The sequence below is a fragment of the Streptomyces sp. NPDC045287 genome (assembly GCF_056432325.1).
Genome location: NZ_JBWKJG010000024.1, coordinates 1 through 21,395 on the forward strand (window position 1 = coordinate 1; position 21,395 = coordinate 21,395).

The window sequence follows — 21,395 nt, forward strand, 5'->3', positions numbered from 1 at the left end:
GCAGGGGGGACCCTGTGGGAGAGTAGGACACCGCCGAACAAATTGTGACGGGAAGCCCCGTGCCGGAAGGCACGGGGCTTTTCGCATTCCCGGGGATTTTCGGCTGGGAGTCCTTCTCCTCGAAGGACTCCCAGCCGTCTGTTCGCCTGCCTCAGAGGCGGCCCGCGGCCTTCAGAGCGAGGTATGCGTCGGCAAGCGCCGGGGCGAGGTCCTCGGGCCTGGCGTCCACGACGGTGACACCGTGACGCTGAAGCTGTTCCGCCGTATGACGCCGCTGGGCCTGGGCCTGTGCTCCGGCAGCAGCCTCGTACACCGCCTCGGCCGTTCCCCGCGACCCCGTCATCTCGGCCACGTGCGGGTCCGAGACGGAGGCCACCACGACCGTGTGTTGCTGCGTGAGCTGCGGAAGGACCGGGAGGAGGCCCTCCTCGATCGGAGCCGCGTCCAAGCCCGTCAGCAGCACCACCAGGGAACGACGCGGGGCACCTGCCAGCGCCGCCGCGCTCAGGCCGCGGGCGTCCGTCTCGACCAGCTCCGGTTCCAGCGTCGCCATGGCGTTCACCATCGCCGGCAGCACATCGCCTGCCGCCCGGCCCTGCACACGAGCCCGGATCCGGCGGTCGTACGCCAGCAGGTCCACCCGGTCGCCGGCGCGCGAAGCCAGCGCCGTCAGCAACAAGGCCGCGTCCATCGCCGCGTCCAGACGGGGAACGTCACCGACGCGGCCCGCCGACGTACGGCCCGTGTCCAGGACGAGGAGGATGTGCCGGTCCCGTTCAGGACGCCACGTACGGACCGCGACGCTCGTCTGGCGTGCAGTGGCCCGCCAGTCGATGGAACGGGTGTCGTCCCCCGGCACGTACTCGCGAAGACTGTCGAACTCCGTGCCCTCACCCCGTGTCAGCACACTCGTACGGCCGTCCAGCTCCCGCAGCCGCGCGAGCTTCGACGGCAGGTGCTTGCGGCTGGTGAACGGAGGCAGCACACGGACCGACCACGGCACACGGTGGCCGCCCTGGCGGGCCGCCAGACCGAGAGGGCCGTACGAGCGGACCGTGATCCGCTCCGCCTGCCGGTCGCCGCGGCGCGTGGGCCGCAGGAGCGTCATCAACCTGCGCCGCTCACCCGCGGGGACCGTCACCCTGTGCCGGGAAGCCTCCTGGGCGGTGCCGGCCGGCCAACTGCTGGGCGGCCACGCGTCCCGGACGTCCGCGCGCAGGCGGCGCCGAGAAGGGTTCTCCACGAGCAGGTGTACCTGCGCACTCTCACCGAGCCGAACAGATGTGTCACCACTTCGGGTGAACCGTAGCGTTCGCACTGGCGCAGCCAGGGCGTAGTCGCACAGAATTGCGAGGGACAGGGGGGCGTTGACCGCCAGCATCCCCGTCCAGCTGGGGGCCAGGATCCCGACCGGTAGCGAGCCGATCGCGGCCAAGAGCGCGGTACGTCCGGTGAGGGCCATGGGTCACTGCCTCAGCGAGGGTGCGGGGACGTGGGCGAGGATCGAGTTGATGACGGAGTCGGCCGTCACGCCCTCCATCTCCGCCTCGGGGCGCAGTTGGATGCGGTGGCGCAGGGTGGGCAGGGCGAGGGCCTTCACGTCGTCCGGGATGACGTAGTCCCGGCCGGTGAGCCAGGCCCAGGCTCGGGCGGTGGAGAGCAGGGCGGTGGCGCCTCGGGGAGAGACGCCGAGAGTGAGCGAGGGGGATTCACGCGTGGCACGGCAGATATCGACGACGTAGCCGGCGATCTCGGCGGACACCGAGGTCCGGTCGACCGCGCGGCGCGCGGCCTCCAGGTCCGCGGCGCCGGCGACCGGGCGTACGCCCGCGGCCTTGAGATCGCGCGGGTTGAAGCCTCCCGCATGACGGGTCAACACATTGATCTCGTCCTCGCGGGACGGCAGGGGGACCGTCAGCTTCAGGAGGAACCGGTCCAGTTGGGCCTCGGGGAGAGGGTAGGTCCCCTCGTACTCGACGGGGTTCTGCGTCGCCGCGACCAGGAACGGCTCGGGTAGCGGACGCGGTGTGCCGTCGACGGTGACCTGCCGCTCTTCCATCGCCTCCAGGAGCGACGACTGGGTCTTCGGCGGGGTCCGGTTGATCTCGTCGGCGAGCAGCAGGTTCGTGAACACCGGGCCCGGCTGGAAGGAGAACTCGGCGGTCCGCGTGTCGTAGACGAGTGAACCGGTCACATCGCTCGGCATCAGGTCGGGGGTGAACTGGACCCGCTTGGTGTCGAGTTCCAGCGACGCGGCGAGTGTGCGTACGAGCAGCGTCTTGGCGACACCGGGCACACCCTCCAGCAGGACGTGGCCCCGGCAGAGCAGGGCGACGACGAGCCCGGTGACAGCGGGGTCCTGCCCGACCACGGCCTTGGCGATCTCGGTGCGCAGGGCCTCCAAGGAGGCGCGGGCGCGGTCCGAGTTCTCAGCGGTCTCGGGGGTCGGGGCACTCATGAGGTGCGTACCTCTCTTTCGAGGGCGTCGAGGTGGTCTGCCAGGAGGACGAGCGCGGCGTCATCGGAGGGAGCCGGGCCGAACAGCAGGTCCCGCAAGCCGCCGGCATCGCCGGTGAGGCGGGCCGACAGGGCGGGGAGCAGGGTGTCGGGGGAGTGGGCTTCCCTCGACGGGACACCCACGAGAGGGGCGAGGCGGGTGCGGGTCGCCGAGCGGAGCACGGCGGCGGCACGGTCGCGGGCGTTGGCGCGGAAGTAGAGACGGGCGCGGCCCTCCGTGGTCTCCGACGCGCGGATCGCGACCGGGAGGCGTTCCGTGACGAGCGGGCCCAGGCGGCGGGCGCGCCAGATCGCGGCGAGAACCGCCGCCACGGTGAGCTGCAGGGTGCCCCACAGCCAGCCCGAGGGGATCAGGCTGAGGAAGTCCGCTTCCTCCTCGACCCGGTCCCCGCCGTCGGAACCGTCGCCATCGGCGGCGGAAGGATCGGTGAGCGAAGGAAGGTACCAGACGAGATGGCTACGGGAACCGAGGAGCTGCAGGGCGAGCGACGCGTTGCCCTCGTCGGCGAGACGCTCGTTGAACAGCGGATCCGCCGCGCCGAGAAGGACCGTGTCGCCGCCGGCGGAGTTCTCCAGGCGGACCAGCGTGGGCAGGCCGTCACGGAAGTAGCAGGTGTCGGCGGAGACGGAGCGGGCCGTCACGTACCGCTCGCCGCCCAGGCTCACCGCGCCCGCGCGGCGGGCCTCCGGCAGGTCGCAGTCGGGCTGCAGGGGCCGGATCGTGTCGGGGAGGTCCGCCGTCACACCGGGGGCCAGGGTGTCGAGGGACACCGTGTCGGCGGCGAGGAGAACGGTCCGGCCGCCGGACGTGTCGATCATGTCGCGCAACGCGGTCCGCTGGCCGCCGCTGAGCAGGTTGGGTGCCGTGACCAGCACGGTGGAGTCGGGGCCGGCCGCGTCGGTGATCTCGTCGAGGGTCGTGGCGACCCGGACCGACACCCCCCGTTCCTTCAGCAGCTCGGCGATGGCGCGGCTGCCGTTGGGATCCGCGGAGCGGGGATCGAGCCGGCCGTGCTGCTCCCCGGTGCGGGCCAGGGCGAGGGCGATACCCGCGATGATCAGCAGTGCCAGGGCGAACAGGACGCCCCGCGCCCGCGACCAGACGTGGGCGGGATTCCGGGACAGGGAAGTACCGGCGGAAGTCACTGGGCGGCTCCCCGGGAGGCGTCGTTCCACCGGGGCCTGGCCCGCTCCACCGCGGCGTCCAGGTCCTTCAGACGCTGGTACGCGCGCTGGTCGGCGGTGCGGCCGCCGTACGTGACGTCGTCGAACTCGCGGGCGGCGGCCCGCAACCCGTCGGCGTGGGCGGGCAGCGCCCGACCCGCCTCGGCCGCCGCCTCGTCCGCCGTACGGCCGGGACGCGGATCGAGGAGCGTGCGCTCCTCCAGGGAGCGGACCACGGCCCGCATCCGCTCCTGCACGGCCTGGTTCCAGCGGCCCGCCGCGGCGTGCCGGTCGGCGGCCGTCCGGTGGTCCGCCGCCGACCGTGGCCCCTCGTCGAACAGCGAGTCCGCCGACGTGGGGACCCGGCGCGGTGTGCCGAGCCGCCACCACAGGGCGCCGACCAGGGCCACCACGACGACGGTGATCACCACGATGCCCAGCCAGCCGCCGGGGGTGGCACCGGACGCCGCGTCGAACAGGTCACCGATCCACTCGAAGAAGGCGTCCATGGCGCGCAGCAGGACGTTCCGCTCGTCCTCGCCGTACATGGGCTTGGACAGCTCCCGCTCCGCCGCCTCCCGGGCGGGCACCCGCGGCACGTCCAGCGGCGGCCCGCCGCCGTCCGCGGCGACCGGCCTCGACGCAGCCACCGCTCCCCCCGTGACCGGCACCGCATCAGCTCCTAGGAGTCGTGTCGCCCGGCGAGGCGGAACCGTAGCCGGGCACGCCCGCCGCACGGGCGAGCTCAAGGTCGAGGGCCTCACGGCGGATGCGCTGGTCCACGTACAGGAGAACCGTCACCCCGGCCGAGATCGGGTACATGATCGCGTATGCGACGACGGCACCGATACCCGAGATGATCAGGAAGGTCCAGCTGTACTGGGTGGCGCCACCGGAGAACACGCTGCCCATCCCCTCGCCGTCCGCCGCCAGCGCGAGCATGGCGAACGGAACCGCCACGATCATCGCGATCAGGGCCGTCAGCAGAGCCGTCAGGGTCAGGATGCCGAAGATCCGCCACCACGAGCCCCGCACCAGCTTCGCGGAGCGCCGCAGCGACGCCATCACGCCCTGGCCCTCCAGCATCACCACCGAGTACGACAGGCTGAACCGCACCGTCAGCCAGACCACCACGAGCAGCGCGGCCAGGCCGCCGACGAACACCAGTACCGCACCCGGCACGGAGCCGATCAGCAGCCCCGGAACGACGCCCACCGCGGTGATGCCGGCGACGAGCAGCGGAAGGAGGAGCGTCAGACCGAGCAGCGGCACGAGTCGCGGCCGGGCGTCCCGCCACACGTCACCGAACGTCACCGGACGGCCCAGTACCGAGCGGCTCACCACGAAGGTCAGCAGCGCCGTCGTCACGAACGTGGCCATCAGGCCCAGGAGCGTCGACGGAGCCGCGGAGATCACGCTCACCCGCAGCGACTCGCCGGCTTGCTCCAGTACCTCCGAGGGGCTTCCGTTCGGGTCGATCACCGGCTGCTGTGGCAGCACGTACCGCTGCAGGAGGATCTGCGTCAACTCCACCACCGCCGACACGGTGAGCGTGATCCCCAGGACGGTTCGCCAGTGCGCGCGCAGCGTCGACACCGCGCCGTCCAGGATCTCGCCCACACCCAGCGGGCGCAGCGGGATCACACCCGGCTTCGGCGCCGGGGGCTGGGCCCAGCCCCCGTAAGGGCCACCGCCGCCCCAGGCAGGCGCGGGCGCGGGTGGCACCTGGCCGCCCGGCTGCGCCGCCGGCGGCGACCACTGGCCGGGGGGCGGCTGGTTCTCCGACCACTTCGGAGCAGGACCCCCCTGATCGCCGGCCGGGCGGGACGAATCGGCGCCCTGGTCGTCGGACGGGGAAGGAGATCCGGGCGAGGTCCAGCCCGGAGAGTCGTTCACGGTCGTCCACCTCGTGGCTTGGTCGCGGGGGCCCGCTCGTCGAGCCGGCTCGGTCACAGCACCCTGCCACCCGCAGAGCGGCAGGTCGGCAGCCATCGTGCCACGGGCCACCCGCCCCGGGGCCAGGGCCCTGACGACTCCACCGTCCGCCACGACACCTTCATTGTCACCGGCCCAGCGGGCAGACTGGGCGAATGGCTGATCAGTACGCAGGAACGGACCTCGGCGGACAGCCGCCCACACCCCTCGCCCTCCGCTGGGCGGAACCCCCCGAAGGGCCCGTCGTGGTGCTCCTCGACCAGACCCGGCTCCCCGCCGAGGAAGTCGAACTGGTCTGCACCGACGTGCCCGCCCTCGTCCGGGCCATCCAGACGCTCGCCGTGCGCGGCGCGCCCCTCCTCGGCATCACCGGCGCCTACGGCGTGGCGCTCGCCGCCGCCCGCCGCTACGACGTCGAAGAGGCCGCCGCCCAGCTCGCCGGGGCGCGCCCCACCGCCGTCAACCTCGGGTACGGCGTGCGGCGGGTCCTCGCCGCCCACCGGGCCGTCACCGAGAAGGGCGCCACCCCGGAAGAAGCCGCCCAGGCCGCCCTGGCCGAAGCGCGGCGGCTCCACCGGGAGGACGCCGAGGCCAGTACCGCCATGGCCGCCCGCGGCCTCGCCCTCCTCGACGAACTGCTGCCCGGCGGCAGTCACCGCGTCCTCACCCACTGCAACACCGGGGCCCTCGTGTCCGGCGGGGAAGGAACCGCGTTCGCCGTCGCCCTCGCCGCCCACCGGGCCGGGCGGCTGCGAAGGCTGTGGGTCGACGAGACACGGCCCCTCCTCCAGGGCGCCCGCCTCACCGCGTACGAGGCCGCCCGCAACGGCCTCGCCTACACCCTGCTCACCGACAACGCCGCCGGGTCCCTGTTCGCGGCCGGCGAGGTCGACGCCGTCCTCGTCGGCGCCGACCGGATCGCCGCCGACGGGTCCGTCGCCAACAAGGTCGGCACGTACCCCCTCGCCGTCCTCGCCAAGTACCACCACGTACCGTTCGTCGTCGTCGCGCCCACGACCACGATCGACACCGGCACGCCCGACGGGGCGTCCATCGAGATCGAACAGCGACCGGGAAACGAAGTGACGCAGCTCATAGCTCTGACCCCCGCCGGGGCGACCGCGACGGGCCCGGGTGGCGTAACCCTCGTCGCACCCCTCGGAACCCAGGCCTACAACCCGGCGTTTGACATCACGCCGCCCGAACTGGTGACCGCGATCGTCACCGAGACGGGAGTGGTGTCACCGGTGACCGCAGGAGGAATCGAAGCGCTGTGTGCCAGGTCACGCCAGGTAACGATTAGCTAATGGGATGATGTCGATTATGAAGGGACGCGTCCTTGTCGTCGACGACGACACCGCACTGGCCGAGATGCTCGGGATCGTGCTGCGTGGTGAAGGGTTCGAGCCGTCGTTCGTAGCGGACGGCGACAAGGCACTCGCCGCATTCCGGGAGACCAAGCCCGACCTGGTCCTCCTCGACCTCATGCTGCCCGGACGGGACGGCATCGAGGTGTGCAGGCTCATCCGCGCCGAGTCCGGCGTGCCGATCGTCATGCTCACCGCCAAGAGCGACACCGTGGACGTCGTCGTCGGCCTCGAATCCGGCGCCGACGACTACATCGTCAAACCGTTCAAACCGAAGGAGCTCGTCGCCCGCATCCGGGCACGCCTCCGCAGGTCCGAGGAGCCCGCGCCGGAGCAGCTCACCATCGGCGACCTCGTCATCGACGTCGCCGGGCACTCCGTCAAACGGGACGGGCAGTCCATCGCCCTCACCCCCCTCGAGTTCGACCTCCTCGTCGCGCTCGCCCGCAAGCCCTGGCAGGTCTTCACCCGAGAAGTCCTCCTCGAACAGGTCTGGGGCTACCGCCACGCCGCCGACACGCGCCTGGTGAACGTCCACGTCCAGCGACTCCGCTCCAAGGTCGAGAAGGACCCCGAGCGGCCCGAGATCGTCGTCACCGTCCGCGGCGTCGGCTACAAGGCGGGACCGAACTGACATGACCCGAGGCAGCACTGCTCCGAAGCCCGGGAAGCCGGGAGTCCGTACGGAGCGGGCTGCCGGACCCGGACGCGGCCCCACCCGTCTGGGCCGCTTCCTCCACGGCGGACGCATCCTCCAGGACGGAGCACCGGGAGGCCCGGTGCTCCGTCTCCTGGCACGCTGGATCCGCCGCCCCCTCCTGCCCGCCGTACGGCTGTGGCGACGCAACATCCAGCTCCGCGTCGTCGTCGCCACCCTCCTCATGTCACTCGGCGTGGTCCTGCTGCTCGGATTCGTCGTCATCGGCCAGGTCCGCAACGGTCTCCTCGACGCCAAGGAACGAGCCGCGCAGAGCCAGGCCGCCGGAGGATTCTCCGCAGCCCAGGACGAAGCCAGCGCCGCCACCGGCTCCGCCCCCGCCGACGGCGACACCCCCGGCACCACCTCGCGCTCCCTCCTCAACTGGCGCTCCGACCTCGTCGTCCAGCTCGCCTCCGGCGGCGCCGGGGCCTTCGACGTCGTCGCCCTCAGCTCCGACTCCGCCGGCACCGCACCCAGCCGCGGCGCCCGTGCCTCCGGCGGCGTCGAAGTCGAAAGCATCCCCCTCGCCCTCCGCGAAGCAGTCGCCCAGGGCACCGGCACCTTCCAGACGTACACCCGCATCCACTACGCCGACGGACAGCACTCCGAAGCCGGACTCGTCATCGGCAAGCGGCTCAACGACGTCGAAGGCAACACCTACGAGCTGTACTACCTCTTCCCCCTCACCCAGGAAGAGGCCTCCCTCACCCTCGTCAAGACGACCATCACCACCGCGGGACTCTTCGTCGTCGTCCTCCTCGGCGCCATCGCCTGGCTCGTCGTCCGCCAGGTCGTCACCCCCGTCCGCATGGCCGCCGGCGTCGCCGAACGCCTCTCCGCCGGACGCCTCCAAGAACGCATGAAGGTCACCGGCGAAGACGACATCGCCCGCCTCGGCGAAGCCTTCAACAAGATGGCCCAGAACCTCCAGCACAAGATCCAGCAGCTGGAGGACCTGTCCCGCATGCAGCGCCGCTTCGTCTCCGACGTCTCCCACGAACTGCGTACCCCCCTCACCACCGTCCGCATGGCCGCCGACGTCATCTACGAGGCACGCGGCGACTTCGACCCCGTCACCGCACGCTCCGCCGAACTCCTCGGTGACCAGCTCGACCGGTTCGAGTCCCTCCTCGCCGACCTCCTCGAGATCAGTCGCTTCGACGCCGGCGCCGCCGCCCTCGAAGCCGAACCCATAGACCTCCGCGACGTCGTCCGCCGCGTCATCGACGGCGCCCGGCCCCTCGCCGAACACAAGGGCGGCCACATCCGCGTCATCGGCGACGAACAGCCTGTCATCGCCGAAGCCGACGCCCGCCGCGTCGAACGCGTCCTGCGCAACCTCGTCGTCAACGCCGTCGAACACGGCGAGGGCCGCGACGTCGTCGTCCGCCTCGCCGCCGCGGGCGGCGCCGTCGCCGTCGCCGTACGCGACTACGGCGTCGGCCTCAAACCCGGCGAAGCCACCCGCGTCTTCAACCGCTTCTGGCGCGCCGATCCCGCACGCGCCCGCACCACCGGCGGCACCGGCCTCGGCCTCTCCATCGCCCTCGAAGACGCCCGCCTCCACGGCGGCTGGCTCCAGGCGTGGGGCGAACCCGGAGGCGGCTCACAGTTCCGCCTCACCCTGCCCCGCACCGCCGACGAACCCCTCCGAGGCTCCCCCATACCCCTCGAACCCGAAGACTCCCGCCGCAACCGGCAACACGCCGCCACCGAACACGCATCCGAGACCGGCGGGCGGACCGGCACCGGCGCACCCGGCCAGACCCCCACCGGCAGCGGCGGAGCCGCCGAGCACACCCTCCCCGTACCACCGCGCTCCGCCGTACCGCCCCGCCAGGCACCCACCGCCACCGCCGACCCCACCGCCCTCCCCGGCAACGGCACCCGCGTCGTCGCACGCGGACACACCGCCGAACCCGCCGGCAACGACACGCCACAGGACCCACACCGAGGCCAGGACCAGGACCAGGACCGGACGAAGCGGAAGGACACCACCCGTGGGAGCTGACCGCCGCCGCCACACCCGCCGGCGAACGGCACACGGCGCCGCCCTCCTCGGCTCCGCCGCCCTCCTCGCCGGCTGCGCCTCCATGCCCGACAGCGGAGACGTCAGCGGCGTCAAAGCGTCCAGGCAGGGCGACTCCCAGGTACGCGTCTACCCCGTACCGCCCCGCGAGAGCGCCGAGCCCGCCGAGATCGTCGAAGGCTTCCTCGAAGCGATGACCGGCGACGACCCCGACTTCGCCACCGCCCGCAAATACCTCACCAAGCAGGCCGCCCGCACCTGGAAGCCCGAGGAACGCACCACCGTCCTCAGCGCCGCCCCCGTCCCCCAACAGAGCGGCTCCACCCGCCGGGAACACGGCGTGCCCGACGCCCCCCAGACCCTCCTCTACCGCCTCTCCGGGCAGAAGGTCGCCACCGTCGACGACCGGCACGCCTACCAGCCGCTCGGCTCCCTCCCCTACCGCGAAACCATCCAGCTCGTACAGCAGCGCTCCGCGGACGGCAAGCAGAAGGAATGGCGGATCGACGACCTTCCGCAGGGCCTCCTCCTCAGCGAATCCGACTTCCAGCGGAACTACCGCTCCGTCAACAAGTACTACTTCGCGTCCGGCAGGAACTGGGTCGTCGCCGACCCGGTGTACATCCGGAAACGTCAGGACCCCGTGACCCGCATGGACTCCCTGACGCAGACGGTGAAAGCCCTCCTCGAAGGGCCCACGAACTGGCTCAAGCCCGCCGTCGACACCCGCTTCCCCAACGGGACGGAACTGAAGAAGGACACCACCGTCCTCGCCACCGACGACCAGAACACCCTCAAGGTCCCGCTCAACGACAGAGCGAACAACGTCGACCGCGAACAGTGCCGCAAAATGGCCGCCCAAGTCCTCTTCACCGCAGGCGACCTGGCGTCCACCCGGGTCGAACAAGTGGAACTCCAGCGCCCCGACGGCAGGCCCCTGTGCGTCCTCCGCGAAGACCAGAAGTCCGACTTCATGGCCGACCCCACCCCCGGACTCCGCGAAACCCCCTACTTCGTCGACGCCGACGGCAAACTCGCCCAGCTCCTCCCCGGAGCCAAGGAAACCGTCGAACCCCGGCACGTCTACGGCCCCTTCGGCGAAGGCGCCGCGAAAGTCGAGACCGTCGCGGTCGCCCGCGACGAGAAGCGCGCCGCCGCCGTATCCGAAAACGGCCGCTCCCTCCGCGTCGCCTCCATCCAGTCCGACACCGACCTCCCCGACCCCCTCGTCACCAGCCGAGGAGCCGAACCGGCCAACCGGCTCTCCGCACCCAGCTGGGACGGGCGCAACGACCTGTGGGTCGCCGACCGCGACCCCGCCGAGCCCAAACTGCTCCTCCTCCACGGCGGCACCGGCAAACCCCTCACCGTCACCACGCCCTGGCTCGACGAAGACGTACGCATCGAGGAACTGCGCCTTTCCGAAGACGGCGTGCGCATCGCCATGCGCCTCACCGAGGACGGCAAGACCACCCTCCAGATCGGCCGCGTCGAACGGCAGACCGCCGGCGACCGGCAGAAGGTCTCCGTCGTCGACCTCCAAGCCGTCGCGCCCCGCATGGAGTCCGTGGCGTCCGTCTCCTGGGCCGGACCCAGCCGCCTCGTCGTCCTCGGCAAGCAGGCGGGCGGCGTCCAGCAGGTCCGCTACATCCAGACCGACGGCTCCGAATCCGCCGCCGTCATCCCCGGCCTCAACCAGGTCAAGGCCGTCGCCGCCGCCAACGACGAACGCGCCCCCCTCGTCGCCGCCGCCGACGACGGCGTCGTCCGACTTCAGTCCGGCGTCAACTGGCAGCCCATGGTCGACAAGGGCACCTCACCCGTCTACCCGGGCTGACCTGCGCAAACGCCCTACTCTTCCCGGTTTTCCACAGGGGCGGCGGACCGCGCCGCCGCACGCCACAGTAGAAGACATGCGGGGATGGTGGCAGGAGATCACCGGGCTCGTACTACCGGTGGCCTGCGCCGGCTGCGGCCGTCCCCGTACGGTCCTGTGCGATGCCTGTACCCGGTCGCTCCACGGGCGGCCGGCGGTGCGCGTACGGCCCGAGCCGGAGCCCGAAGGGCTTCCCGGGGTATGGGCGGCCGCACCGTACGCCGACGCCGTGCGCGCGGCCCTGCTCGCCCACAAGGAGCGCGGCGCACTCGCTCTGGCCGCCCCCCTGGGCACGGCCCTGGCGGGCGCGGTACGAGCGGCCGCGGCGGGGTGCGGAGGGCGCGCGGGACACGGCGGGTGCACGGGGACCGGGAGGCCGCCGCGGAGGGTGGGTGGGGGAGGGGAGGGGGTGGGGGCCCTCCCCCTGGTGCTGGTTCCGGTCCCGTCCGCGCGCCGGGCCGTGCGCGCGCGTGGCCATGACGCGGTACGGCGTGTGGCGGTCGCCGCCGCGCGGGAGCTGAGGCGTACCGGGGTGGCGGTTCGTGTCGCGCCGGTGCTGCGGCAGTGCCGGGCCGTCGCCGACCAGGCCGGATTGGACGCGCGGCGGCGGCAGGAGAACCTGGCGGGTGCGTTGGCGGTGGCTCCCGGCGGGGCCCGGTTGCTGGAGGGCGCCCGGGTGGTGCTGGTGGACGACCTCATGACGACGGGGTCCTCCCTCGCCGAGGCGGCACGGGCCCTGGGCGACGCGGGCACGGGCGTTCTGCCCGGCGGTGCGGCGTGCGCCTTCGCCATGGAGGGCGGCGGCGCGGCGTGCCGCTTCGCCGCGGGGGACGGCGACGGCGCTTCGGCCGAACGGGTGGCGTCGGGCCGGTGGAATGGCGGGGATTCCGCCATGGAACCCGGGTCGTTCGGGACGCGGACGCCGGATTCCGGGCGCAGGCACGACGTATTACCGCGGGACGGCCTCGGATCACTGCTGGTCGGCGCCGCTGTTGTAGGCGCCTCTCCCAAAGCGTTCGGAATAAACCGGAACTGACAAAGAACCTCGAACGTTGCAGGTGGTGAGGGGATAAAAGCGCCTGATTGGAGGTTTGTGCTGGTAGCGGGTGCCGACACGCGTCCGAGCGAGCTATGTTCGGTTGTACAGGAATGGCGAGTGCCGCCCTTCACCGAATGAGCAGCCATGCGTCCGTACGGAATCCGGAGCCGGTCAGCGCATCGATGTTGTGGGGTGGGGACCTTGTCGACTGGGGAGGAGGAAGTTCAAGTCGCCAAGTCCGAGACTCCGGTACTCACCGGAGTCTGATGCAAAAGGGAGATGCTCGCCAGCGGTTGAGCTGGTTGGAGCGATCCGGGAACGGAGTTCTGCGTGGACATCGTCGTCAAGGGCCGCAAGACCGAGGTGCCCGAGCGGTTCCGCAAGCACGTGGCCGAGAAGCTGAAGCTGGAGAAGATCCAGAAGCTCGACGGCAAGGTGATCAGCCTCGACGTCGAGGTGTCCAAGGAGCACAACCCGCGGCAGGCCGACCGGTCCGACCGCGTGGAGATCACCCTTCACTCCCGGGGCCCGGTGATCCGGGCCGAAGCGGCCGCCGCCGACCCGTACGCAGCCCTCGACCTCGCGACCGCCAAGCTGGAGGCGCGGCTGCGCAAGCAGCACGACAAGCGGCACACCCGCCGCGGCAGCGGCCGCCTGTCGGCCGCCGAGGTGGCCGACGCGGTGCCGGGTGTCGCCCGGCTCAACGGGACCGGGGTCGCCGTACTCGAGGAGTCGGAGGAGGCCGTCCCGACCACGCGGATCGGTTCGCTCGAGGTGCAGGGGGAAGGCCCACTCGTCGTGCGCGAGAAGACGCACCGGGCCGCCCCCATGTCGCTCGACCAGGCGCTGTACGAGATGGAGCTGGTCGGGCACGACTTCTATCTGTTCGTCGACGCGGAGACCAAGCAGCCCAGCGTCGTGTACCGGCGCCACGCCTACGACTACGGCGTCATCCACCTGGAGAACGACCCGCTCGCGGGGAGCGAGGGCAGCGGCGCGGGTGGAGCGCTCGGCGGCTGACCGTTTCCCCGGCCGATCGATGTGGTGCCCCTGGAAGCGCCCCGTGCGCCCCCAGGGGCACCCCCGTGCCACCGAAGGATCACCGCGCGGACGCCGGGGCATGAAATCATGGCGCCGCGTACCAACCCGTCCGTACCGGACCGGTGTTGGTGCGGCGACCATGAACTTCAGGGCCCCGGCCTGCAGGGGGAGGAACGATGGCGGACAGCTTCGGCCCGGTGCACCATCCGGGCGGCTCCGACGCCCCGGACTGCGGGGCCGCCTCGCACGGCGATCCCGCAGGCGGGGGGAGCGACGCGTCCAGGAAGGAACCCATCCGGGTTCTCGTCGTGGACGATCACGCCCTCTTCCGCCGCGGACTCGAGATCGTCCTCGCGCAGGAGGAGGACATCCAGGTCGTGGGGGAGGCGGGGGACGGCGCGGAGGCCGTCGACAAGGCCGCCGACCTGCTCCCCGACATCGTGCTGATGGACGTCCGCATGCCCAAGCGGGGCGGTATCGAGGCGTGCACGTCCATCAAGGAGGTCGCCCCCAGCGCGAAGATCATCATGCTGACGATCAGCGACGAGGAGGCGGACCTCTACGACGCGATCAAGGCGGGTGCCACCGGGTACCTCCTCAAGGAGATCTCCACCGACGAGGTCGCCACGGCCATCCGGGCCGTCGCGGACGGGCAGTCGCAGATCAGCCCGTCCATGGCGTCCAAGCTGCTCACCGAGTTCAAGTCGATGATCCAGCGCACCGACGACCGCCGTCTCGTCCCGGCGCCCCGGCTCACCGACCGGGAGCTGGAGGTGCTGAAGCTGGTGGCGACGGGGATGAACAACCGGGACATCGCCAAGGAGCTGTTCATCTCCGAGAACACGGTGAAGAACCACGTCCGCAACATCCTGGAGAAGCTGCAGTTGCACTCCCGGATGGAGGCCGTCGTCTACGCGATGCGGGAGAAGATCCTGGAGATCCGGTAGGCGCCCGGTCTCCAGGCCCCAGACCTCAGCCTTCGGTCTTCAGATCCCAGGCTCCGGGTCCCGGTCCCCGGGGCCGGCGGGTCACCACAACACGGGCAGGGGCCCGGGCTCGGGTCACCGGCACGGGCAGGGGCCCGGGTACGGGTTCGGGTCGTCGGCTCGGACCCGGGGGGAGCACGGGCCCGGATTTGGGGCGGGACCGCGTGCCACCGGCCGGCCCCGTCGTCAGGCCCGCGCCGCCGTCAGGCCCGCGCCGTCGTGAGCCCGGCGCCGTCGTGAGGCCGGCCCCGTCGTCAGGCGAGCGCCGCCGTGAGGGCCGGGGCGAGGTCCGGGCGGTCCGTCCGCTCGACGCGTACGGAGTCGCAGCCCACCCACTCCGCCGCCTCCCGCAGCGCCTTGGCCATCGGGGCTATCGCCCCGGGTCCCGTCAGGGACAGCTGCCGGGCCACCAGGGTGGTGCCCTCGCGGGCCGGGTCGACGCGCCCCAGCAGCCTGCCGCCCGCCAGCAGCGGCATCGCGAAGTAGCCGTGGACCCGCTTCTGCTTCGGCACGTACGCCTCCAGCCGGTGGGTGAAGCCGAAGATCCGCTCCGTGCGGGCCCGCTCCCAGATCAGCGAGTCGAACGGGGACAGCAGCGTCGTGCGGTGCCGTCCGCGCGGTTCGCCCTCCAGCGCCGCCGGGTCCGCCCACGCGGGCTTGTCCCAGCCCTGCACCCGCACCGGTACGAGCCCCGAGTCCGCGACGACCGCGTCGAACTGCTCGCCCCTGATGCGGTGGTAGTCGGCGATGTCCGCGCGGGTGCCCACGCCCAGCGCCTGCCCGGCCAGCCGTACGAGACGGCGCAGGCACTCCGCGTCGTCCAGTTCGTCGTGCAGCAGGTCGGCGGGGACGGCGCGCTCCGCCAGGTCGTACACCCGCTTCCAGCCGCGCCGCTCGACGCAGACCACCTCGCCGTACATCAGCGCCCGCTCGACGGCGATCTTGGAGGCGGACCAGTCCCACCACTCGCCGCCGTTCTTCGCGCCGCCCAGTTCCGTCGCCGTCAGGGGGCCCTCCGCGCGCAGCTGCCCGATCACCGCGTCGTACGTGCCGTCCGGCAGGTCGTGGTGCCACTGCGGGTGCCGCCGGTAGGCGCGGCGGCGGAACGCGAAGTGCGGCCACTCCTCGATCGGCAGGACGCACGCCGCGTGCGACCAGTACTCGAACGCGTGGCGGCCCGTCCAGTACGCCGCGTCGACGGCCTGGCGGCCCACGGCGCCGAGCCGGGCGTACGGCACCAGCTCGTGCGAGCGCGCCAGGACGGAGATCGTGTCCAGCTGGACCGCACCGAGGTGCCGCAGGACGCCGCGCACGCCGGCGCGCCGGTCGGGCGCGCCCAGGAACCCCTGCGCGCGCAGGGCGATGCGGCGGGCCTCGTCGGCCGAGAGCTCTGTCGTGGGTCGCGGCGGCGTCGTGGTCATGCTCCGCACGATAGAACCCGCCACTGACACATCCGCCGCGGCCCTCCTCGGGCGCCGGGGGCGGGCGGGTCAAGGCGTACCGGGACGACAAGGGCCGGCCGTACCGGGACGGCCGGCGTCAGGCGTGCCGGGACGGCAGGTGGGGGAGGGCGGACGGCAGGCCCAGGTCGGAGGGGAGGAGGGAGGCGAGCCAGCAGTCGCGGCGGGTGTCGTGGTGGACGAAGGCGGCGCGGAGGGTGCCCTCCAGGGTGAAGCCGGCCTTCTCGGCGACGAGGCGGGAGGCGGTGTTGCCGACCTCGGCGCGCCACTCCAGGCGGGTGCAGCGGAGGGTGGTGAACGCCCAGTGGGCGAGGGCGCGGGTGGCCTCGGTGGCGTAGCCGTTGCCGCGGTGCTCGCGGACCGTGTAGAAGCCGACCTCCCAGGTGCCGGCGCGCGGGTGGTGGAGGCTGACGGAGGCCAGGAGGGGGCCGTGTTCGCGGTCGCGGGGGCGTACGGAGAACGTGTACTCGGTGTCGTCGCGCCAGGCGCCGGGGACGTACCGGCCGACGAAGTCCTCGGCGTCGGCGATCCCGTACGGGTTCGGCAGGGGTATCCAGCGGCTGATCTCCGGGTCCTGGACGGCGGCGCGGACCTCCTCGGCGTCGTCGGGGGCGAAGGGGCGCAGCAGGAGGCGTTCGGAGGTCAGGGTGACGGGTTCCATGCCGGGATTCTGGCGGCGGCGGGGGCGGGGGGCGAACAGTTTCGGTGACGGGCGGCACCTTCGGCGCGTCCCGCGCGTTCTCCTTGAGGGCGGCGGCGGCCCGGCGATCGTTCCCCGGAGGCGCGGACCTCCCGGCGTGGCGGGGTCCTCGCTTACGATGACCGTTGCGGTGGGGTCCACCTGCCGTGCCCGTGCCAGTGTCCATGACAAGACCCAGTGCCAGGCCCGACCGGCAAGGAGACCAGCCTCAGTGTCCGTCTTCAACAAGCTCATGCGTGCAGGCGAAGGCAAGATCCTGCGCAAACTGCACCGCATCGCGGACCAGGTCAACTCCATCGAAGAGGACTTCGTCAACCTCTCCGACGCCGAGTTGCGGGCCCTCACCGACGAGTACAAGCAGCGGTACCAGGACGGTGAGAGCCTCGACGACCTGCTCCCGGAGGCCTTCGCGACCGTGCGCGAGGCGGCCAAGCGCGTGCTCGGCCAGCGTCACTACGACGTGCAGTTGATGGGTGGTGCCGCGCTGCACCTCGGGTACGTGGCGGAGATGAAGACCGGTGAGGGCAAGACCCTCGTCGGTACGCTCCCCGCGTATCTGAACGCGCTGTCCGGCAAGGGCGTCCACCTGATCACGGTCAACGACTACCTCGCGGAGCGCGACTCCGAGCTGATGGGCCGGGTGCACCGGTTCCTGGGCCTGTCGGTGGGCTGCATCCTGGCGAACATGACGCCGGCGCAGCGCCGCGAGCAGTACGCCTGCGACATCACGTACGGCACGAACAACGAGTTCGGCTTCGACTACCTGCGCGACAACATGGCGTGGTCGAAGGACGAGCTCGTGCAGCGCGGGCACAACTTCGCGTGTGTCGACGAGGTCGACTCGATCCTCATCGACGAGGCCCGTACGCCGCTGATCATCTCCGGCCCGGCGGACCAGGCGACGAAGTGGTACGGCGACTTCGCGAAGCTGGTGCAGCGGCTGAAGCGCGGCGAGCCGGGCAATCCGCTGAAGGGCGTCGAGGAGACCGGCGACTACGAGGTCGACGAGAAGAAGCGGACCGTCGCCATCCACGAGGCCGGTGTCGCCAAGGTCGAGGACTGGCTGGGCATCGACAACCTCTACGAGTCGGTGAACACGCCGCTCGTCGGCTACCTGAACAACGCCATCAAGGCGAAGGAGCTGTTCAAGAAGGACAAGGACTACGTCGTCATCGACGGCGAGGTCATGATCGTCGACGAGCACACGGGCCGCATCCTCGCGGGCCGCCGCTACAACGAGGGCATGCACCAGGCGATCGAGGCGAAGGAAGGCGTCCCGATCAAGGACGAGAACCAGACGCTCGCCACGATCACCCTGCAGAACTTCTTCCGCCTCTACGACAAGCTGTCCGGCATGACCGGTACGGCGATGACCGAGGCCGCCGAGTTCCACCAGATCTACAAGCTGGGCGTCGTGCCGATCCCGACGAACCGGCCGATGGTCCGCAAGGACCAGTCCGACCTGATCTACCGCACCGAGGTCGCCAAGTTCGCGGCGGTCGTCGACGACATCGCGGAGAAGCACAAGAAGGGCCAGCCGATCCTCGTCGGCACGACGTCGGTCGAGAAGTCCGAGTACCTGTCGCAGCAGCTGTCGAAGCGGGGCATCCCGCACGAGGTGCTGAACGCGAAGAACCACGAGCGGGAGGCGTCGATCGTCGCCCAGGCCGGCCGCAAGGGCGCCGTCACGGTCGCGACGAACATGGCCGGCCGCGGTACGGACATCAAGCTCGGCGGCAACCCCGACGACCTCGCCGAGGCGGAGCTGCGCCAGCGCGGCCTCGACCCGGTCGAGCACCCGGAGGAGTGGGTCGCCGCCCTGCCGGACGCGCTGGAGAAGGCCGAGCTGGCCGTGAAGGCCGAGTCGGAGGAGGTCAAGCAGCTCGGCGGCCTGTACGTGCTGGGCACGGAGCGGCACGAGTCGCGGCGCATCGACAACCAGCTGCGCGGCCGTTCCGGCCGTCAGGGCGACCCGGGCGAGTCCCGCTTCTACCTGTCGCTGGGCGACGACCTGATGCGGCTGTTCAAGGCGCAGATGGTCGAGCGCGTCATGGCGATGGCGAACGTGCCGGACGACGTGCCGATCGAGAACAAGATGGTGACGCGCGCGATCGCGTCCGCCCAGTCGCAGGTCGAGCAGCAGAACTTCGAGACGCGCAAGAACGTCCTGAAGTACGACGAGGTCCTCAACCGGCAGCGCGAGGTCATCTACGGCGAGCGCCGCCGCGTCCTGGAGGGCGAGGACCTGCGCGAGCAGATCCTCCACTTCATGGACGACACGATCGACGCGTACATCCAGGCGGAGACCGTCGAGGGCTTCGCGGAGGAGTGGGACCTGGAGCGGCTGTGGGGCGCGTTCAAGCAGCTCTACCCGTGCAAGGTCACCATCGAGGAGCTGGAGGAGGCCGCCGGGGACCGGGCCGGCATCACGGCGGAGTTCATCGCGGAGTCCGTCAAGGACGACATCCACGAGCAGTACGAGGCGCGGGAGAAGCAGCTCGGCTCGGAGATCATGCGCGAGCTGGAGCGGCGGGTCGTGCTGTCCGTGCTGGACCGCAAGTGGCGCGAGCACCTCTACGAGATGGACTACCTCCAGGAGGGCATCGGCCTGCGCGCGATGGCGCAGAAGGACCCGCTGGTCGAGTACCAGCGGGAGGGCTTCGACATGTTCACCGCGATGATGGACGGCATCAAGGAGGAGTCCGTCGGCTACCTGTTCAACCTGGAGGTCCAGGTCGAGCAGCAGGTCGAGGAGGTCCCGGTGGAGGCGGCCCCGCAGCGGCCGTCGCTGGAGAAGGAGGAGGCCGTCCCCGCGGGTGCCGGCCGCCCCGAGATCCGAGCCAAGGGCCTGGACGCCCCGCAGCGGCCGAACCGGCTGCACTTCTCCGCGCCGACCGTCGACGGTGAGGGCGGCGTCGTCGAGGGCGACTTCGACAACGGCGACGCGCGGTCCGAGACGGAAGGCATGACGCGCGCGGAGCGCCGCAAGGCGCAGAAGGGCGGTCGCCGCCGCAAGAAGTGACCGCGGCGCCCCTGCCTGGAGGCGGGGCCGGGACACGCGCACCCGCGTGCTCCGGCCCCGCCTTCGCGCGTGCGGGGGGCGCCGTCACGCTCCTTCACCCCTGCCGCCCCGGCCGTGCCCGCCCCCGCGCGTGAGGGGGCGGGCACGGCCAGCTCTCCGGCGGCCTCGGCGAGCAGTCCGCCTCCGGGCGCGTAGGGGCCGCCCGCGCGCCCGTCCTTGTGCCCTCGTCCGGGCAGTCCGCCTTCGCGCGCGCAGGGGCCCCGCGCTCCGTAAGCCGGCTTACGGAGTTACAGCAGTCCGCCTCCGCGCGGCGCGCAGGGGCCGCCCGCGCGCCCGTCCCCATCCCGTGCCCTTGCCCGGCAGCCCGCCTCCGCGCGCGTAGGGGGCCCTGCCGGCCCCGACGTCCCCGACCGCGGTCCCTGGACGGGCACGGTGACTCCTCGCGGGCCTGTGTGCCCCGTGGAGGGCCGTTCGCGGGCGGCCCAGCCGCTTAGTGCGGGTGGTGGCGAGGGCGCGCTGCGGGGCCGCCCGGAAGGCCGCGCGGCGCCCCTCCGCTCCCTGCCCCGGCCGTCCGGCCGCCGAGGGCGTGGGCGGTCCCGGTCAGGGGCCGGCGGGGCCCAGGTCCACCGCCGCGCAGCGCCACCTGCGGTCCGGCCCCTGCTCCAGGCGGAACGCCATCGCCCGGACCCGCGCGTCCGTCACCACGCTGGCGTACGCCTCGACCACGCCCGGTCGGAGCGGGACGCCGCCGCAGTGGCGCAGGACCGGGCGGGCCCGGCGGGCCGCGGCGGGCCGCAGGGGGTTGTCCGGGGCCAGGCGGACCAGTTGCTCGTACGCGTCGCCGATCGTCCGGCCCAGCATCCAGTGCACGGGCCGCTCCCCGGTCAGCACGGCCAGCAGCCGCTCGGCGAACACCACGTGCGGGGGCAGGACGCGGGGACGCGCGCCGGCCGTCGGCCCGGCACCCGGGCGCGGGGTGCCCGGCCGGGAACCGCCCGGGCGCCGCACGTCCCGCCGCCCGCCGGGCCGCCCCGCCGCGCGCGCCGGCCGCCCGGCGGGGCGGGCTCCGCCCGGTGCCGCGGCTGGCCGCGGGGCGGCCGTGGGACGGTCCGGGGCCGTGGCCGGGTCCGGCTGCGGGGCGGTCCGGGGCACGTGGGGCCGCGGGGCCGTGCGGAACCGGTACGGGCTGCCGGCCGCGACCGCAGCCGGGGCGTTGCGGACGCGGGCCGCGCTCGCGCCGAGCCCCTCCGGGGCCTTCCACAGGCGGTGGGCGCCACCCCCGTCGGCCGGGCCCCGTGCCGCCGGGACGCGGGGAGCCCGTACTTCGGGAGCGAGGGCGGGAGCGGAAGCGGGGGCAGGGATCGGGGTGGGCGGCATCGGCGTGGTCCCTTCCGTCAGCCGGGATTACCCGGGAGTAACTTCGCGGTGGCCCACTTCTACGGGGGCGCCGCCCGCCCCGCAACGGCCCGTCAAGCCGGTGACGCGCCCCCCGGGAATCACCTATCCGGGTGACACGGCCCAAGGCGCGCCCGGGCCGGCGCGGGGTCGGGACATCACGC

Annotated in this window: 16 protein-coding genes; 8 read left to right on the plus strand and 8 right to left on the minus strand. The window is 72.3% G+C overall.

What is annotated here, in order from left to right:
* Positions 1-151 precede the first annotated feature (151 nt).
* Genes AC07D6_RS29540 through AC07D6_RS29560 form a run of 5 tightly spaced genes read right to left on the minus strand, consistent with a single transcriptional unit; the run spans position 152 to position 5,577 of the window.
* Positions 152-1,462, minus strand: a complete 1,311-nt coding sequence (locus tag AC07D6_RS29540; RefSeq protein WP_479049485.1) for a DUF58 domain-containing protein — start codon at positions 1,460-1,462, stop codon at positions 152-154.
* Positions 1,463-1,465: 3 nt separating this feature from the next.
* Positions 1,466-2,458 (minus strand): AAA family ATPase, encoded by a 993-nt coding sequence (locus tag AC07D6_RS29545; protein WP_315881622.1) that lies wholly within the window; start codon positions 2,456-2,458, stop codon positions 1,466-1,468.
* Positions 2,455-3,663 (minus strand): DUF4350 domain-containing protein, encoded by a 1,209-nt coding sequence (locus AC07D6_RS29550; RefSeq protein ID WP_479049487.1) that lies wholly within the window; start codon positions 3,661-3,663, stop codon positions 2,455-2,457. Before AC07D6_RS29550 ends, AC07D6_RS29545 begins: the two co-directional genes overlap by 4 nt.
* A complete protein-coding gene (locus AC07D6_RS29555; protein WP_479049489.1) occupies positions 3,660-4,352 on the minus strand; it encodes a DUF4129 domain-containing protein in 693 nt (230 codons plus the stop codon). Before AC07D6_RS29555 ends, AC07D6_RS29550 begins: the two co-directional genes overlap by 4 nt.
* Before the next feature lie 4 nt (positions 4,353-4,356).
* Positions 4,357-5,577, minus strand: a complete 1,221-nt coding sequence (locus AC07D6_RS29560) for a DUF7847 domain-containing protein (RefSeq protein ID WP_479049491.1) — start codon at positions 5,575-5,577, stop codon at positions 4,357-4,359.
* Between the two features lie 194 nt (positions 5,578-5,771).
* On the opposite strand from AC07D6_RS29560, the gene mtnA reads away from it, so the two are divergent.
* From mtnA to AC07D6_RS29595, 7 genes are all read left to right on the plus strand, one after another.
* Positions 5,772-6,923, plus strand: a complete 1,152-nt coding sequence (gene mtnA / locus AC07D6_RS29565; protein ID WP_479049493.1) for an S-methyl-5-thioribose-1-phosphate isomerase — start codon at positions 5,772-5,774, stop codon at positions 6,921-6,923.
* Between the two features lie 4 nt (positions 6,924-6,927).
* Complete coding sequence (mtrA, locus tag AC07D6_RS29570; protein ID WP_187703247.1) at positions 6,928-7,617, plus strand: two-component system response regulator MtrA; 690 nt, start codon at positions 6,928-6,930, stop codon at positions 7,615-7,617.
* 1 nt (position 7,618) lies between these two features.
* Complete coding sequence (gene mtrB / locus AC07D6_RS29575) at positions 7,619-9,694, plus strand: MtrAB system histidine kinase MtrB (protein ID WP_479049496.1); 2,076 nt, start codon at positions 7,619-7,621, stop codon at positions 9,692-9,694.
* Entirely contained in the window at positions 9,684-11,549 is a 1,866-nt protein-coding gene (locus tag AC07D6_RS29580) for an LpqB family beta-propeller domain-containing protein (protein WP_479049498.1), read from the plus strand. Before mtrB ends, AC07D6_RS29580 begins: the two co-directional genes overlap by 11 nt.
* A 571-nt stretch (positions 11,550-12,120) precedes the next feature.
* Positions 12,121-12,624 carry a ComF family protein gene (locus tag AC07D6_RS29585; RefSeq protein WP_479049500.1) on the plus strand — a complete coding sequence of 168 codons (504 nt, stop codon included), beginning with the start codon at positions 12,121-12,123 and terminating at the stop codon, positions 12,622-12,624.
* A 333-nt stretch (positions 12,625-12,957) separates the two neighbouring features.
* On the plus strand, positions 12,958-13,647 hold the full coding sequence (hpf, locus tag AC07D6_RS29590; RefSeq protein WP_315881630.1) for a ribosome hibernation-promoting factor, HPF/YfiA family: 690 nt from the start codon (positions 12,958-12,960) through the stop codon (positions 13,645-13,647).
* A gap of 197 nt (positions 13,648-13,844) precedes the next feature.
* Positions 13,845-14,615: a response regulator gene (locus AC07D6_RS29595; RefSeq protein ID WP_315881631.1), complete on the plus strand. Its 771-nt coding sequence runs from the start codon at positions 13,845-13,847 to the stop codon at positions 14,613-14,615.
* A 293-nt stretch (positions 14,616-14,908) separates the two neighbouring features.
* Here AC07D6_RS29595 and AC07D6_RS29600 read toward each other — a convergent pair whose 3' ends face one another.
* Positions 14,909-16,075, minus strand: a complete 1,167-nt coding sequence (locus tag AC07D6_RS29600; RefSeq protein ID WP_479049503.1) for a winged helix-turn-helix domain-containing protein — start codon at positions 16,073-16,075, stop codon at positions 14,909-14,911.
* A gap of 118 nt (positions 16,076-16,193) precedes the next feature.
* Positions 16,194-16,775, minus strand: a complete 582-nt coding sequence (locus AC07D6_RS29605) for a GNAT family N-acetyltransferase (protein WP_479049505.1) — start codon at positions 16,773-16,775, stop codon at positions 16,194-16,196.
* Positions 16,776-17,025: 250 nt separating this feature from the next.
* Between AC07D6_RS29605 and secA the strand changes: the two genes are divergently transcribed.
* Entirely contained in the window at positions 17,026-19,836 is a 2,811-nt protein-coding gene (secA, locus tag AC07D6_RS29610) for a preprotein translocase subunit SecA (protein WP_479049507.1), read from the plus strand.
* A gap of 600 nt (positions 19,837-20,436) precedes the next feature.
* On the opposite strand, the gene AC07D6_RS29615 is transcribed toward secA, so the two are convergent.
* Entirely contained in the window at positions 20,437-20,844 is a 408-nt protein-coding gene (locus AC07D6_RS29615; protein ID WP_479049509.1) for an Rv3235 family protein, read from the minus strand.
* Positions 20,845-21,395 lie beyond the last annotated feature (551 nt).

Coding starts and splice junctions, on each gene's coding strand:
- AC07D6_RS29540 (WP_479049485.1), bottom strand. CDS start 1,462: ATGGCCCTCACCGGACGTACCGCGCTCTTGGCCGCGATCGGCTCGCTA.
- AC07D6_RS29545 (WP_315881622.1), bottom strand. CDS start 2,458: ATGAGTGCCCCGACCCCCGAGACCGCTGAGAACTCGGACCGCGCCCGC.
- mtnA (WP_479049493.1), top strand. CDS start 5,772: ATGGCTGATCAGTACGCAGGAACGGACCTCGGCGGACAGCCGCCCACA.
- mtrA (WP_187703247.1), top strand. CDS start 6,928: ATGATGTCGATTATGAAGGGACGCGTCCTTGTCGTCGACGACGACACC.
- mtrB (WP_479049496.1), top strand. CDS start 7,619: ATGACCCGAGGCAGCACTGCTCCGAAGCCCGGGAAGCCGGGAGTCCGT.
- AC07D6_RS29595 (WP_315881631.1), top strand. CDS start 13,845: ATGGCGGACAGCTTCGGCCCGGTGCACCATCCGGGCGGCTCCGACGCC.
- AC07D6_RS29600 (WP_479049503.1), bottom strand. CDS start 16,075: ATGACCACGACGCCGCCGCGACCCACGACAGAGCTCTCGGCCGACGAG.
- AC07D6_RS29605 (WP_479049505.1), bottom strand. CDS start 16,775: ATGGAACCCGTCACCCTGACCTCCGAACGCCTCCTGCTGCGCCCCTTC.